The following is a 15,596-nucleotide window of genomic DNA, read 5'->3' as shown; positions in this document are numbered from 1 at the left end:
TAATTCTTTATAAGAAACCTGTCAGACTTTTGTCGTCAGGTTTTATTTTCTCAATAATTTAAGGTAACCCGGTGAATATTCAGGCTTTTCTTTCAGAAAAAATCAGTGTGGCAATGTGTGCTGCTGGCGCACCCGCTGATAGCGAACCTCTTGTCCGTCAGTCAGCCAAAGTACAATTTGGTGACTATCAGGCAAATGGTGTCATGGGAGCTGCAAAAAAAATGGGGATCCCACCCCGACAACTCGCAGAAAAGATCCTAGAAAAGCTCGATATTACAGATGTTGCAGATAAAGTTGAAATCGCAGGCCCAGGTTTCATCAATATCTTTTTATCTCCACAATGGGTTGCAAAGCAAGCTGAAGACGCATTAGCAGATGAACATCTAAACGTAACACCCGTCGAACCTCAAACTATTGTTATCGACTATTCATCTCCGAACGTTGCAAAACAGATGCACGTTGGTCACTTACGCTCAACCATTATTGGTGATGCAAGTGCGCGTACTTTATCTTTCTTAGGTCATAATGTTATTCGTGCTAATCACCTTGGTGATTGGGGTACGCAATTTGGTATGTTGATTGCGTATTTAGAGAAAAAACAGAATGAAAATGCCGCTGATATGGCGTTATCTGATCTCGAAGAGTTCTATCGTGAAGCGAAAAAACACTATGATGAAGATGAAGTATTCGCAGAGCGTGCCCGTAATTACGTAGTGAAATTACAAAGTGGTGATGAATACTGCCGTACAATGTGGCGTAAATTAGTTGATATCACCATGCAACAAAACCAAGTGACTTATCAACGTCTTAACGTCACATTAACCGAAGACGACATTATGGGTGAAAGTCTTTATAACCCAATGTTGGCAGGTATTGTTGCCGATTTAAAAGCAAAAGGTCTTGCAGTAGAAAGTGAAGGCGCAACGGTTGTTTTCCTTGACGAATATAAAAACAAGGAAGGCGAACCTATGGGTGTTATCGTTCAGAAAAAAGACGGTGGCTACCTATATACAACGACAGATATTGCTTGTGCAAAATACCGTCACGAAACATTACATGCTGACCGTGTGCTTTATTATATCGACTCTCGTCAGCACCAGCATTTAATGCAAGCTTGGACAATCGTTCGTAAAGCAGGCTACATCCCTGATTCAATGTCACTCGAACACCATATGTTCGGTATGATGTTAGGTAAAGATGGTCGTCCGTTTAAAACTCGTTCTGGCGGCACTATTCGTTTAACCGACTTGCTGGACGAAGCTCAAGAAAGAGCCCGCGCATTAATCGCTGAAAAAAATCCAGATATGGATAAAGACGAATTAAATAATGTTGCTCGCGTTGTGGGTATTGGTGCTGTTAAATACGCTGATTTATCTAAAAACCGTACCACAGATTACATCTTTGATTGGGATCTGATGTTAAGTTTTGAAGGTAACACAGCACCGTATATGCAATATGCTTATACTCGTGTTGCTTCAATCTTCAAACGTGCAGAAATTGATGAAAATGCGTTAACGCAACCTATCGCACTAACCCAATCCCATGAAAGACAGCTTGCATTACGTTTAGTCCAGTTTGATGAGACGATTATGCAAGTTTCTCGTGAAGGAACGCCTCACGTTATGTGTGCTTATCTTTACGATCTGGCACAAGCTTTCTCTGGCTTTTATGAAAACTGCCCTATCTTATCTGCTGAAGATGAAAACACTCGCCAAAGTCGTCTAAAACTAGCTCGTTTAACCGCAAGAACCTTAAAACAAGGTTTGGATACTTTAGGTATTGAAACAGTAGATAGAATGTAATTCATCTCTATTTTCAAATAGTAGTGATAAAAAAACCGATGGTATTAACCATCGGTTTTTTATTATGCGTTAAATTTTAATTCAAGATAGCTAAAAACACGACAAACAATGGTTTAATAAAACTTCCAATGCTATTTAATCATTAATCTTCGTTAGCAGTTATAACATCCTGACACAATAGCCCTCTAATATCTTTTACCTCAATCCAACCATCGACACTGTCTATTGGCTTACTAGGGCTGTATAAGCGGTCATTGACGTCTTTAGCGGTGAAAGCAAGCTTCTCATTAGTTTTGTCGAATACGCCAATACAGTTAACTGGAGTGAGTCTTGAGGTATTAATTTTTCCGTCAGCAGTACAACCTGCAAGAAATAACGTAGCTAGTGATACAGAAATGATAATTGCTTTTTTCATAGTAGCTCCTTGACACTCTTATTTTTATTTTTACCAAAAATCACGCAGTGATTATTTAGTGGTCTTTAAACTAGAAATACCTAATGATTTATAACTACTTTGAGTATAACGAATAAATAGAGAAATATTTGAGTTATTGAGCTATTAATAAAAAAATAAGAGATATTGAGAAGGACTAGAAAAGAGAGGGAAAAACAGAAAACAACGGCGGATAAATGAAAATAATAATTAGTGTACCATACTGAATTTTCAGTAATCTAATTATCTACTAATAATAGATTTAGCATTAATTTCATTATTCACGCGACTTATTGTTTACTGCTTATCCCCAGCAATCGTGTTACCTATTTGAAGCGCAGACAAAATAGATATGATCACTTTCAGTAGTACTGAACGATAACAAGCAAATAACTTTACAGTCACGGTTAATCTACCTGAATAAAGAAATAATAATATGTCTTAAATCAAAAAAATTAAATGTTTTAAAATATACTGCAATATTTTGAAATATTTGCAATATCTCATCATTAAGTAAGAAATATTTAACAGATGTGTCAATTTTTAAACCTATACGACATAAGAGAGTTTATCTAAAAAAAGATAATTCGTCAAACCGTAAGTGCTTAGAATATAGTGTCTATTTTTTTACTTTATGTAGAATCCCACTGCTAATAAACAAATTGTCTAAAGATATTCGATATGATTAATGTTTAGATAAACTTATCAATAACGATTAAAAAACACTTTCAGATGCCGAAAAACTGTATAAATCATTTAGAAATTGGAAAAAAAATTTAATAAAAAAATAGTGAGAAAAAAGATTTTTGCTTTTTTTCTCACTATTTTTTCTTTTTAAGGGTAGCCAGATCCGCGTAACTAAATGCGAGAAGTGTGATCTATATAACATTATAAATAGTCTAAAAATAGAGAAAGGATCTAAATGAAGAGAATTACATTGAAAAAAATATTGTTAATTTTGCAACTCCTCGCTTTTATACAAAAACGAGGAGTCCATGTTATCAGTTATAAAGCACGTAGTGAGAAATGGCGAGGTCTAAACCCTAGTGCATACAGCGCAACAAAATAACTTCCTGCTCCAGCTACTACAACTAACAACAAGCGTAAGATGCGCATTAGCATATTGCCAGTATCCCAACTTGGCATGATCCACAACATTCCAACTAATACTGCCCCCATTACGGCAAGCGCAATAACAAGTTTTAATAAGAACACTGGCCAGCCAGCCAAAGGCTGATAGATATTTTTCTTACGGATCTGCCAAAACAACATAGAGGCATTAAAACAAGCCGCAATACCTATTGAAAGTGCAAGCCCCACATGTTTCAAGCTACCAATGAATGCAAGGTTCATTAATTGTGTGAGAATTAATGTCGCAATCGCAATTTTTACTGGTGTTTTAATATCCTGACGAGAATAAAACCCTGGTGCTAAGATTTTTATGATAATCAGTCCCATTAACCCAACACAGTAAGCGATTAGCGCTTGTTGTGTCATTAGTGCATCATGAGCATTGAAATTACCATACTGGAATAAAGACGCTGTTAAAGGCCCAGATAATATCGCTAAACCAATAGTACAAGGCAGTGCTAATAAGAAGCACAGTCTTAATCCCCAATCCATTAATTTTCTATATTCTTCAGTATTACCACTGGCAAAACTCTTAGATAATGAAGGAAGTAAGATTGTACCTAATGCAACGCCTAATACCCCTGTCGGTAGTTCCATCAAACGATCTGCGTAATACATCCAAGAAACTGAACCAGAGACTAAGAAGGAAGCAAAAATAGTATTGATAATTAACGATATTTGGCTAACCGAAACCCCTAAAATAGCAGGTCCCATCAGTTTCATCACGCGCCAAACACCGCTATTTTTAAATGAAATACGTGGCAAAACAAGCATACCGATTTTTTTCAAATGCGGTAATTGATAACCCAGTTGTAATATTCCCCCAGCAACAACCGCCCACGCCAATGCCATAATAGGAGGATTACAATAAGGTGCGACCACTAAAGCGAAAAAGATCATGCTGACATTGAGTAGCGTTGGTGCAAAAGCGGGTACTGAAAAACGATTCCAAGTATTTAAAATAGAGCCGGTCAATGAAGCCAGTGAAATAAGAAAAATATAAGGAAAGGTGATCCGTAATAGATCGGTCGTTAATTGAAATTTATCAGGTGAACTACTAAAACCCGGTGCTGTAACATAAATCACCCAAGGCGCAGCAATAATACCAATCACGGTGACCACGGCTAAAATAAGCGTCAGCATACCCGAAACGTAAGCAATAAAGGTACGCGTTGCCTCCTCACCTTGCTGATTTTTATATTCTGCCAAGATTGGAACAAATGCTTGAGAAAATGCCCCTTCTGCAAAAATACGCCGCAATAAGTTTGGCAATTTAAAAGCAACAAAAAAGGCATCTGTTGCCATACCTGCGCCAAAAATACGCGCAATAATTGCATCACGAATAAATCCCAGTACCCGTGAAAATAAGGTCATAGAACTCACCGCAGCAAGTGATTTAAGTAAATTCATAAAGTCATTCTAATTTTTGTTGAATGGAATAAAAAGAAAGGGACTATACTCCGTCTCTAACATCGAAAAATCAATCTTCAATTAGCTAAGAATATGCTGACTCTGCTTATCTTCGACTAATCCAAGCGATTAAAAAATAGCTATTTATGGCTTTGTCAGCATTTTTCTCAACATCGATTCCAACATAACGTGATCCTCACCCTCATTAAATTCAGGATCGATAATATTTCTTCCCATAGAGCCATCTGCGATGACTAACAGCCATGTTGCAATTTTCTCTGGCTCAAGTGTTGAGTCTATCTGCCCTTTTTTAATACCGTTTTTCAGCATCGCAATCAAACGCTGTTTGTTGTTTCTTTCATTTTCAATAAAAATCTCGTGAATGCTCGCATTACGCGATGCTTCAGCAAAAATTTCAATACTAATGCGCGCATATTCGGGGTGATTATAAAGCGCTATAATTTCCTTCATTAAATCGATGATTGCTTGAATACACTCTTCTTCGGCTTCATAGCGACAAAAGATATCGTCAAACAGTTGTGCATCTTCTAATGCAATCGCCTCAATAATCGAATTCTTATTCGGAAAGTAATGAAATACATTCCCAGGGCTCATACCTGCTTCATGACAGATTTCTGCTGTTGATGTGGAGTGAAAACCTTTTACAGCAAAGCAACGTATTGCAGCATCAATAATATGCTTCATTTTCGCTTTTTGTTTTTCAGTAACAGTCTTGTTCATAACATTAAAAATCTCTGGACAAAATAAATTAGACTGATTAGTCTACAATCAACTAGACTAAACAGTCTAAAAAGTTAACCCTATTATTGCAGAGTAACGATATCATGCAATTACTTAATGAACACTATCAGCTTCGTGTTGCAGAACCTTCAGATACTCCTGAAATTATTCAATTATTTGCACAAGCATTTCGTTTTAAATTGAACGCATTTAATATTGATAGCACTAATCCTAACCAACGTCGGCAATTAGAGGCTATTTGGAATTCATTAGCATGTAAAAAAAATAGCCAACAATTTGTTGTCATTGATGATGGAAAGATAATTGCAACATTTTGTGTGGTGATAAAAGAAAACGACTTTATTTCAAATCCCTTTATTAAAACACCTTTCTTGGATCATTGGCGTTTTGGTATCGCTCATTATATTAAGCAAAAGATTTTCTTTTCTTTATTTGATTATATACCAAATGAAAATGAGGCTTATTTGGCTCATATTGCCGTTTTATCATCATATCAAGGACATGGTATTGCTTACGCTATACTTGATTGGATAACCCAATATAGTAAAGATGTTCTGAGAAAAGCGTTTTTATCACTTTATGTCGATATTCATCATGAAGGTGCACTTTATTTGTATCAAAAGAATGGGTTTTATATTGAAAAAGAGGAATCATCACGCTTAACACAGTCTATTTTCCATATTCAACATTGGTACTATATGTTGAAAAAAACCGACTTAATGACCTATTAAATATCTCTATTATCATTAAAGAGTGGCTAAAAGCACTGACATAAGGCATTTTTAATATAATTATAAACAGTGCTTTTCTTCCATGATGACCAATATTAACGTTTAAAATAAGTTCGCGTTGTTAATGCAGTTAGTACGTGATCTCGCCACTCTTGATTAATTTGTAGATAGTTTTTGGCGTACCCTTCCCGTTCAAAACCATGTTTAGCTAATAGGTTTCCACTGCGTAAATTATGAGGCATATAATTCGCCATAATACGATGCATCCCTTGCTGTCGTTGCATATAACGAAGTGTTTCCGTTAAGGCTTCCGACATATAGCCCTGACCTTGCCATTTTTCACCCACTGAATACCCTAGAAAACAAGCATTAAAAGCGCCGCGCATAACATTGCTGTAATTAGCAACACCAATAATTTCATCTTCATTTTGTGTTAATAGCAGAAAATGAAAAGCACTTTCTTGTCGGTGCAGTTCGTTCATATATTGTAAGCGGTGTTCCCAACCAGAGGGTAGGTAATGTGTTTTATCTCTTACGGGTTCCCACGGAATTAAAAAGCGACGATTTAATGTATAATAATCGGCCAGTCTTTCAGCATCTCTCTCATATGCTAAACGAATTACCATTCTTTGTGTTTCAAAACGAATTTTAGGAATTCCGCCACGATAACCAAACATTACGATCTCATTATCCTTTGATATAAATAAGCCTAATTCTGAAGCAACTCTTCTTATTCTGCCACTAACCTTAATAAAAAAATATCATCTTTAATTTACTAGGAATTATGTACATTTAGAGACAGAATAGTCGAAGAAATAAATTATTTCATTCCCCCCTTATTTTATTTAAATTATTTGCTTATTGATGGTGAGTAATGGCGCTGGTAACACAAGCCCGTACTTTGGGTAAATACTTTCTCCTCGTTGACAATATGTTAGTTGTCTTAGGTTTTTTCGTCGTTTTTCCGCTTATTTCTATTCGTTTCGTCGAACAATTAGGTTGGGCTGGTGTTATTGTCGGCTTTGCTTTAGGGCTTAGACAATTAGTACAACAAGGCCTTGGTATTTTTGGTGGTGCTATTGCAGACCGTTTTGGTGCAAAACCAATGATAATAACAGGCATGTTATTACGAGCTTCAGGTTTTGCTTTAATGGCAATGGCAGATCAACCTTGGATACTTTGGTTATCTTGCATTTTATCTGCATTAGGTGGGACTTTATTTGATCCACCTCGCACAGCGCTAGTTATCAAATTAACCCGTCCTTATGAACGCGGTCGTTTTTACTCTTTATTATTAATGCAAGATAGCGCCGGTGCCGTTATTGGTGCACTCATTGGTAGCTGGTTATTACAGTATGATTTTCATTTAGTCTGCTGGGTCGGTGCTGGTGTTTTTGTTATCGCCGCCTTATTTAATGCTTGGTTATTACCCGCTTACCGTATATCCACAACCCGAACACCAATTAAAGAAGGATTAAAACGCGTATTTCTTGATAAACGCTTTGTCAGTTATGTCTTAACGCTGACAGGTTATTTTGTATTATCCGTTCAAGTCATGTTGATGTTTCCTATTATCGTCAATGATATTGCGGGTACGCCAACTGCCGTAAAATGGATGTATGCTATTGAAGCCCTACTTTCTTTAACATTGCTTTATCCTATTGCGCGCTGGAGTGAGAAACGCTTTAAATTAGAACAACGTTTAATGGCGGGCTTATTTTTAATGAGCATCAGCATGTTCCCTGTTGGTATGATCCATTCATTACAAAGCATCTTCTTGATTATTGGCCTGTTCTATCTTGGTACTATTACCGCAGAGCCTGCTCGCGAAACATTAAGTGCATCACTTGCTGATCCTCGCGCTCGTGGTAGTTATATGGGCTTTAGCCGATTAGGCTTAGCATTTGGTGGTGCAATTGGATATACCGGTGGTGGATGGATGTATGATTTAGGTAATCAATTTGATATGCCTGAATTGCCTTGGTTCTTACTAGGAACCGTAGGTTTAATAACACTTTATGCATTACATCGCCAATTTAATCGTAAAAAAATAGAAACAGCCATGCTTACTCCCTAAAGATCGGGTAAACTCTTAGTTATCAATGATCAAGGAGTGTTTATGAAAGTAATTTTTCTAACAGCTATATTAGTATTAACAAGCTTAGTCACAGGGTGTGATCAGCTCAAGCAATTTGATGTAAGTGAAAATCTTATTAATGACTATATCAGCCAAAAAATAAATCTCCAGAAACATATTGGTGAAGATGAAGTTGTATCCGCTGATATTAAATTGAGCAATCTTTCCATTCAAATTGGTCGTACTGAACCGGGTAAAATTAGTCTTTCTGGTACAACCGACCTAACAATTAATTCATTCTTTGGCAAAACAAACGCTAAAGTTGAGCTTACGTTATCAGGCCAACCTTCTTATCAAGCTGATAAAGGAGCGATATACATAAAATCAATGGCTATTGATAGTTACAAAGTCTCTCCAGAAAAAATGGATGCAGTGGTTGTAGCATTAAAACCTTATTTAGAGACAACCATCGCAACTTACTTTGATAATCAACCTGTTTATGTTCTTAATCCAGAAAAAAACAGTGCTGAAGCAGCCGCGTTTAAACTGGCTAAAGGAATTGAAGTTAAACCAGGTAAATTTGTGATCCAACTCTAATAGTTACGCGAGTTGATTAAAAATATTTATCGTGATTAATGAGAAAGGCAAACCTAATGGTTTGCCTTTTTTATGAATAATAAAATACTTTTACAAAGAAATATTTATATTACTCTGCATCTATCTCATCACTATCTTCATCATCAGAGAGTTCTTCGCGTAATGCTGATAATGCACCACGCGCAATACCTGCTAATGTGCGATAAAAACCACTTGTTGCATGAGCTTCTACTTTACCTAAAAATGTTCCAGCCCAAGGTAGCAGGTATTCATCAAATAATTGTATTTGTGCTAATACTTCATCTTCCGCAGAGTTATCTTCAAGCCATGAAGCAGCAAGCAATAAAGCGCCAAAACTGTCTGTTGCACTTTCAGCAACAGGCATCCCTCTTGTGACTAAGAATTGGCGAATATCGTCTTCTTTGATCTCTTCATAATCATGGGCATAAACAGACACCGTTGGTGCTTCACCACCAAAAAGAGATTGATAATCAGCTTCAACAATAGCCAAATCTTTGACACTATTTTTTAACGTATTAAAGAGTTCATCTTGCTCTAATGGCCACAGCTGACTCAGTTTCCCTTCACTAATCATTTTTATAATTGGCGCTAAGATTGGATCATTGGGTTCACGTTGAAATAATGTACCTAAAAGACGACAAACAATCGAAAACTCATTCATTTTATTTTTACCCCATAAAGTTTGGCGTTATTGTGCTTTTAATAGTAAGAAAATCAACTTTTTTCGTCATATCTCTTTTATTGTTAATATTAACCTTACTATCTCTAATCACTTAAAACAGAAAAAGCGCGCTCTTATTATTAAGTCTTTTACTTAATATAAGAAACGCGCCTAATCCCATGCTATTTTCCAACAGCAATTATTTTGCCAATTAATTAGCTGGCGATATCTAAAAAGTTATCTCGCACGCCATTTACTCTAAACCAACCAGCAATACTGACTCTCTCTTTATTAGTAGGAAGGACTTCATGAGGAAACTGCTCCGAAAGGAAAACAACCAAACGCCCACCCTTTGGTGCCACAGTTGCCAGTTCTTTATCTTCCAAATCATAAATAACTAACTCACCACCGTCTTCTTTTGTCCAAGCCTCATTAAGATACAACACGGTAGTTAAACGGCGAGTGACATTTTCTTTAAATGCATCGAGGTGTTTTTTATAAAAAGCGCCTTTCTCATAACAGGCAAAATGTGCTTCGTATTCAAAAAGACCTAAATAAAACTCTCGGTTAACGGCACGCTGAATAGACTCCATTTGCATTAAGTAATGCTGAACGGGTATTCCCATTTCAGGTTCTAGCCAACGTATTTTATCACTTCGAATTGTTGTTTCTGCAAGTCGATTCTCATGACGACCAATACGCGCTTGTTGTGCATTACCATCAAAACAAGCGCGCAATTGTTGAACAGCCTCTGGTGTGAGGAAATCATCCCATACACACCATCCTTTCTCTGCTATTTGCTCAAGAAGTTCTGCTATATTCATTAAGTATATTGTCTGATAAACATGGGAAACTACCTTATATCACCAAGTTAAGCAAAATGACAATTTAATAAACTTATCTTTTCGATAACATCAATTAATTAGAGATAAATCTCATAAAAATCAAAAATAATAGATCAAACAAAACTTAACACTGCTTATCTTTTTCAAACCCTCATTTTTTCAAGGGTGATTTTATAAGTTACATTACACTAATAATAAACAAAATGAATGATTTACTTAGTAATAATAACTAGTTGATATTTTATCCATTCGCTCTTCATCTTCATTATAAATATAATTAATATTCCCTTTAACTTGAGTATGTATAATCGCTTTTTTATTTCCTAATCGCACAAACCCTGTCGGCAATGTCTTCTTTTTGTACGAAAGCTCACTAACAGATTTAATATCTGTAGAGGCAATTTGATATTCAACCTGAGTAAACTGCTGTTTATATCTAGTATATAAATCATCCAGTTTTTCTTTGATTTTATTTAAATCAATCTGTTCAGAATTTCTACTCTCTTCAACAAATTGATTTATTTCATTTTGTAAATCAGAACGCAGTGAGCGCCCCTGTCTATTTAGCTGATAATTTGCTGTAAAATAAGGCTTAAATTTTTCATTCATATTATCTTTTGTTTGAGAAGACAATGTCTCTTTTCTTTCCTTTAATGAGGATAAAAAACGATCAATGTTATATTGTCTATTTTCTTTTGTTATTTGATCCTGAAAAATATCTTCTTTACTTTGAGATAGAACAGTAATAGATTTTTTATTACTATCATCTTTTAATTTATTAATTGCTTTTTTATCTGATGATAAATTTAAATAGATGCTATCCAATTTAGATATACTATTAGAAAGATGATATCTCTCTGGATATTTTTCTAATAATCTATTTATTTTTAATACTCTTTTATAAATTCCTTTTATATCTTTTTTATCTTGATCCAATTTTTCTGCGCTTATTAATTTCTCACTTTTAAAAAGTGTAAAACTTAATAAGCTATTTATTCTTTTTTTCACCATTAATTCGAAATCTTTTACGGACGTTAATGGATACCACTGAATAACATTATCAGCATTCGTTGTAGAAGGCGTAAACTTCAAATCACGATAAATATCAACACCAAGTTCTAATAAGTTGAGATCAAGCCTTTTTGTTTTTTTTGTAATATCTGTTTTACCATAATCGATAAATTTATTAATATTTAAATTTAACTTTAATAAATTGAAAATAAAGTTTATACCAATAGCATTTCTGGGTACAGTTAGTTCCATATTGGGATTAACCATGACATCAACATCAAAACTCACTTCATTTCTTGCCTCAACACCCATTGAGATGCTTATGCCTTGATCAATTTCAAGGGTAGATTTATCGATTAATTCATTTTCACTTTGATTTAACCCTTGATTAATAAATTCTGAAATATTATTAATATCAAGGCTAAATGAAAAATTAGATTTTTTAGTATAAGTGGCACTTAATAAAGCACTTGCCATGACTGGAGTAACAAAGCCATAGTCAACATTTTCTAAATCCCATCTTTTTTCATACCCACCAATACCCGCAGATAAGCCTGCAACAAAAAGATTCTTATTATTATTAATAAAAGAAAAAGTGATCTTATTATCTTCACTTTTTGATAATGTGATAGAGTGCGACTTTACATAAGAAGCTAATAGAAAGGCGTTAATCCCTATATTATTTGGCAGTTGAAAAGCATTAATACCAAAAAAAGCTTTAACATCATTATGGTGGTTAATTGTAATATTTTCTTTCTCTTTAAGGTCTTTTACTAATGAATAAATCACATCACCTTGTGTTACACCATTTTTGACACCTTTAACTATACGATTTAACACATCATAGCTTTTTCCTATATTTTCTTTAATACCATATAATGCCATTGGCTTGCTGTTATATGCAGAGGTTGAAGAATTAATAAGCTGTTTTATATTACAAAATAATCCTCTAAAACCAGGATCAACAGCTTTTGCAATATTTTTCATCATTGCTTTATATTTTTTTAATGCATATTGCTCTTTAGCTTTACTAATATGTAATCTAGAATTATCAATAAAAGAAGAGAAAAAAGGAATATGTTGGCTACTGAAATTACCTATTGTTTGAGTAGAAAATGGCTGCCCAGAATGATAATTATTATAATTATTCTCACCTACCATTGAGTAAAATGATAAAGGTGGCTCCTGTTTTAAACGAGTAACCTCATACTGATAATCTTTAACCGCAAAAATATTCAAAGGGTCAAGGTAGTATATTTTTATTTTATTACCTTTATCCACAACGAGTTGGATTTGATTTAATATTGGTTTTATTGCTAATATTTTATCTGTATTCTTTAATGGAATTTTTATTTTATGCTTTTCAATTTTAATATCATGTTCAGTTTTAGCACTGTCAGTTTGATCATCTATTGATTTTAATATCGCAGGCAATCCAGATGTAAAAAGTTGGTTATCTTTAACTTCAATTGTAATATTTAGACCTTCACGATTAATTTTTAATATATTATTCTCTTTTGATTCTGCAATATTATTGATACTTGATAATTCTGGCTTTAGGTTATCGTCAACTATATATTTTTCATACTCAACGATAAAGTTACTCCCAATAGTATTTGATGAGACATCATTTAAACTATATTCATTTTCGACTCTGTTAAATTTAATTTTATAAAGGTCACTACTATTATCTATATTGCTATATTTATTTCCAATCAAAAAACCATTAGAATCAACATAAAGCTCTTTGAATTTCATATTATCACCACTTTGAGATTCTATATTAAAAACATTATATTTAAACCCTCCTTTAAAGTGTTTTTGATATAATCCTGTAAATAAGTCATGTGTTTTACCTTTAATTAAAATTAAGGAACCATCATCTGAAAGTGTGATCCCCATATTATTAAACAAAGGTGTATTTGTTGATCCTAAATATACATAGTTATTAGCATTATTTAAGCTAAATTGCTTTTCTCTTTTTTGTTTATCATGATTTTTATGGTAGATACTATTACTATTAGCTAGCCCTTCTATTGAAGTTTTCTCTTTTTTCCCATAAAAAGTACCCATAGGTATTAGTTTACTAGGAATTATCTCTATTTTATTATTCATGTATACCTCATTACATTCAAATCATGAGGTAATAATTAATAAGATAATCTGCAAACGATATCTTTTTACAACCAGATTTTTATGACATTATATAATAATCAAAAAAAGTACTTTTTTTGAAAGCTCAGACAAAAAAATAGGCAACAAACTAAAGTTTGTCGCCTATTATCTAAAATTAAAATATAAATAAAATAGACTTAGTAACCACTCTTCATATCAACCACACCAAATGGTGCTTCTCCTTTTTCAATTCTCTGAATATTTTCAACAATCGTATCCATTGCAATAGAAGGAATGGTAAAAGCCGCAATATGTGGCGTAATAGAAATACGAGGATGAGTCCAGAATGGGTGCATACCCGCTAAAGGCTCCTGAGCAAAAACATCAAGTGTTGCATCAGCAATATAGCCTTGATCTATGGCTTCTAATAAATCTTGATCGACTAAATGCGCACCACGAGCAAGATTAATTAAATAAGAAGACGGTTTTAATTGCTCAAAGAGTGAAAAATTCAAGATACCATGCGTTTCAGGCGTATAAGGCAATAAGTTAATCAGCAAATTACACTCTTTGAGAAAATTACTGAGTTGCTCTTTGCCATAAAAACTTTCAACATTTTTAATTTGTTTTTCACTGCGACTCCAGCAACGAACTTTAAAACCTAATTCCGCAAGTTTAGTTGCGACACTACCGCCTAAAGCGCCAGCACCTAAAACACCAATCACAAAATTATCATAAGAGTGTGCAGGAAGCTGTTTCCATAAACGTTGTGATTGTTGGCGTTTATAATCATCCATACGGCGAAAGTAATACATCACTTTAGCAATGGCATATTCTTGCATTTGAAGCCCCATACCAGTGTCTTCTAAACGCATAACAGGAACACCTGTTGGCAATGTGCCGGGCTTTTGCTGTTCTTGTTTTAAAATAGCATCAACACCTGCCCCTAACGCAAAAATACCTTTAAGGTGATTACGACTTGCAAGCATTTCATAAGGAGGAAGCCAAACCATGGCGTAATCAGCAGGTTGATTATCGCTAGGTTCCCAAATGCGTATATTGGCATCAGGCAAACGCGCCTTCATACCGTTGATCCATGTTTCTGCGTCAAAAAAAGGATGATAATAAATAATATTCATTTTGCCTTCCTCCAGCATTTTTATCATAGGGTGCGAGGGTTGCGTTCTTATTTCAAGTCTCTTTGTATAAGTTGTTAATAAAAATGTTGAGAATGTTAACCAGTTAACGAAAATATCCATTCTTTTTTCAATACGCCAATCTATACGTGTATTGGTTTACTGTATAATTTGTCTAGCATTTGTGCATATTGTTTTTTATTTGACTGCTTAATAGAAAAGTTAAAGGAAAAATGCATTTAGCTGTTGACGCTTATGCTCCTTTTCCCTATAGTAGCGCCCCGTTGAGAGATGTTAAGTACATATCCAACAAACAATACGGTGAGATGTCCGAGAGGCTGAAGGAGCACGCCTGGAAAGTGTGTATACGGCAACGTATCGAGGGTTCGAATCCCTCTCTCACCGCCATATTCTAAGATAGAGCCTAGTTTTTTAGCTAGGCTCTATTTTTTTGTTCTAAAAACATACACTTTTAGTCTCGTTTTTCTTCACTGAGTTATTTATATCCATCACTCTTCTTTTTTTGATTAGATTATGGTTAGTATACAAAGCATTTTTTATTTTACTTTTTTGCTTAATCGTTTTATTTAATAATTCCTTATCACTTAATAATCTCTGATAATTAATTTTAATGAATCAAAACAACTTATCTAGTTGTTATTTATGTCTATCCGATTTTTATGACATAAAAAGGTTTTTATTATCCTATCTATAAACGACATTTATTCTAAAATAAAACGCTTTTTATAGTTTTAAAATAAATTTAAACTTTATTTTCAAGCAAGCAACAGAATAAATACAATAAGATACATTACATTATCTATTTATGTTAACTTATTAGTTTAATTGATTTTATTTCTACTA

Annotated in this window: 12 protein-coding genes and 1 tRNA gene; 5 read left to right on the top strand and 8 right to left on the bottom strand. The window is 34.2% G+C overall.

The genetic code is table 11. The features are described 5' to 3' along the window. Positions 1-71 precede the first annotated feature (71 nt). Complete coding sequence (argS, locus tag JEP36_RS06515) at positions 72-1,802, top strand: arginine--tRNA ligase (protein ID WP_160230397.1); 1,731 nt, start codon at positions 72-74, stop codon at positions 1,800-1,802. Positions 1,803-1,944: 142 nt separating this feature from the next. On the opposite strand, the gene JEP36_RS06510 is transcribed toward argS, so the two are convergent. The 3 genes from JEP36_RS06510 to JEP36_RS06500 all read right to left on the bottom strand — a co-directional run bounded on the left by JEP36_RS06510 (position 1,945) and on the right by JEP36_RS06500 (position 5,517). Further along, a complete protein-coding gene (locus JEP36_RS06510; RefSeq protein ID WP_198619984.1) occupies positions 1,945-2,217 on the bottom strand; it encodes a hypothetical protein in 273 nt (90 codons plus the stop codon). 1,023 nt (positions 2,218-3,240) lie between these two features. Next, a complete protein-coding gene (gene murJ, locus JEP36_RS06505; RefSeq protein ID WP_198619983.1) occupies positions 3,241-4,776 on the bottom strand; it encodes a murein biosynthesis integral membrane protein MurJ in 1,536 nt (511 codons plus the stop codon). 144 nt (positions 4,777-4,920) lie between these two features. Beyond that, complete coding sequence (locus JEP36_RS06500) at positions 4,921-5,517, bottom strand: TetR/AcrR family transcriptional regulator (RefSeq protein WP_196532607.1); 597 nt, start codon at positions 5,515-5,517, stop codon at positions 4,921-4,923. Between the two features lie 104 nt (positions 5,518-5,621). On the opposite strand from JEP36_RS06500, the gene JEP36_RS06495 reads away from it, so the two are divergent. Further along, positions 5,622-6,269: a GNAT family N-acetyltransferase gene (locus JEP36_RS06495; RefSeq protein ID WP_198630000.1), complete on the top strand. Its 648-nt coding sequence runs from the start codon at positions 5,622-5,624 to the stop codon at positions 6,267-6,269. Between the two features lie 95 nt (positions 6,270-6,364). On the opposite strand, the gene rimJ is transcribed toward JEP36_RS06495, so the two are convergent. After that, positions 6,365-6,946 carry a ribosomal protein S5-alanine N-acetyltransferase gene (gene rimJ / locus JEP36_RS06490; protein WP_109372222.1) on the bottom strand — a complete coding sequence of 194 codons (582 nt, stop codon included), beginning with the start codon at positions 6,944-6,946 and terminating at the stop codon, positions 6,365-6,367. A 197-nt stretch (positions 6,947-7,143) separates the two neighbouring features. On the opposite strand from rimJ, the gene mdtH reads away from it, so the two are divergent. Beyond that, complete coding sequence (gene mdtH / locus JEP36_RS06485) at positions 7,144-8,346, top strand: multidrug efflux MFS transporter MdtH (protein ID WP_198619981.1); 1,203 nt, start codon at positions 7,144-7,146, stop codon at positions 8,344-8,346. Positions 8,347-8,388: 42 nt separating this feature from the next. Next, positions 8,389-8,943: a lipoprotein gene (locus JEP36_RS06480; protein ID WP_198619980.1), complete on the top strand. Its 555-nt coding sequence runs from the start codon at positions 8,389-8,391 to the stop codon at positions 8,941-8,943. Between the two features lie 109 nt (positions 8,944-9,052). Here the strand turns inward: JEP36_RS06480 and JEP36_RS06475 are convergent, their stop codons facing one another. The 4 genes from JEP36_RS06475 to ghrA all read right to left on the bottom strand — a co-directional run bounded on the left by JEP36_RS06475 (position 9,053) and on the right by ghrA (position 14,735). Further along, a complete protein-coding gene (locus tag JEP36_RS06475) occupies positions 9,053-9,625 on the bottom strand; it encodes a TorD/DmsD family molecular chaperone (protein WP_198629999.1) in 573 nt (190 codons plus the stop codon). 215 nt (positions 9,626-9,840) lie between these two features. Continuing rightward, entirely contained in the window at positions 9,841-10,449 is a 609-nt protein-coding gene (locus JEP36_RS06470; RefSeq protein WP_198619978.1) for a 2OG-Fe(II) oxygenase, read from the bottom strand. Between the two features lie 237 nt (positions 10,450-10,686). After that, positions 10,687-13,596 (bottom strand): hypothetical protein, encoded by a 2,910-nt coding sequence (locus tag JEP36_RS06465; protein WP_198629998.1) that lies wholly within the window; start codon positions 13,594-13,596, stop codon positions 10,687-10,689. 197 nt (positions 13,597-13,793) lie between these two features. Beyond that, the gene (gene ghrA, locus JEP36_RS06460) at positions 13,794-14,735 is read right to left on the bottom strand and encodes a glyoxylate/hydroxypyruvate reductase GhrA (protein WP_198629997.1); all 942 of its coding nucleotides are present in this window, start codon (positions 14,733-14,735) and stop codon (positions 13,794-13,796) included. A gap of 317 nt (positions 14,736-15,052) precedes the next feature. On the opposite strand from ghrA, the gene JEP36_RS06455 reads away from it, so the two are divergent. Then, positions 15,053-15,140, top strand: a tRNA-Ser gene (locus JEP36_RS06455). Positions 15,141-15,596: the final 456 nt, after the last annotated feature.

The sequence above is a fragment of the Proteus sp. PR00208 genome (assembly GCF_016238545.1).
GTDB lineage: Bacteria > Pseudomonadota > Gammaproteobacteria > Enterobacterales > Enterobacteriaceae > Proteus.
Note: the sequence above shows the minus strand (reverse complement) of the source record. Positions and strands in the feature narration are given on the sequence as shown.

What these genes read in the sequence shown, in the direction of transcription:
- JEP36_RS06510 (WP_198619984.1), bottom strand. Translation starts at nt 2,217, where the DNA reads ATGAAAAAAGCAATTATCATTTCTGTATCACTAGCTACGTTATTTCTT.
- murJ (WP_198619983.1), bottom strand. Translation starts at nt 4,776, where the DNA reads ATGAATTTACTTAAATCACTTGCTGCGGTGAGTTCTATGACCTTATTT.
- JEP36_RS06500 (WP_196532607.1), bottom strand. Translation starts at nt 5,517, where the DNA reads ATGAACAAGACTGTTACTGAAAAACAAAAAGCGAAAATGAAGCATATT.
- JEP36_RS06495 (WP_198630000.1), top strand. Translation starts at nt 5,622, where the DNA reads ATGCAATTACTTAATGAACACTATCAGCTTCGTGTTGCAGAACCTTCA.
- rimJ (WP_109372222.1), bottom strand. Translation starts at nt 6,946, where the DNA reads ATGTTTGGTTATCGTGGCGGAATTCCTAAAATTCGTTTTGAAACACAA.
- mdtH (WP_198619981.1), top strand. Translation starts at nt 7,144, where the DNA reads ATGGCGCTGGTAACACAAGCCCGTACTTTGGGTAAATACTTTCTCCTC.
- JEP36_RS06480 (WP_198619980.1), top strand. Translation starts at nt 8,389, where the DNA reads ATGAAAGTAATTTTTCTAACAGCTATATTAGTATTAACAAGCTTAGTC.
- JEP36_RS06475 (WP_198629999.1), bottom strand. Translation starts at nt 9,625, where the DNA reads ATGAATGAGTTTTCGATTGTTTGTCGTCTTTTAGGTACATTATTTCAA.
- JEP36_RS06470 (WP_198619978.1), bottom strand. Translation starts at nt 10,449, where the DNA reads ATGAATATAGCAGAACTTCTTGAGCAAATAGCAGAGAAAGGATGGTGT.
- JEP36_RS06465 (WP_198629998.1), bottom strand. Translation starts at nt 13,596, where the DNA reads ATGAATAATAAAATAGAGATAATTCCTAGTAAACTAATACCTATGGGT.
- ghrA (WP_198629997.1), bottom strand. Translation starts at nt 14,735, where the DNA reads ATGAATATTATTTATTATCATCCTTTTTTTGACGCAGAAACATGGATC.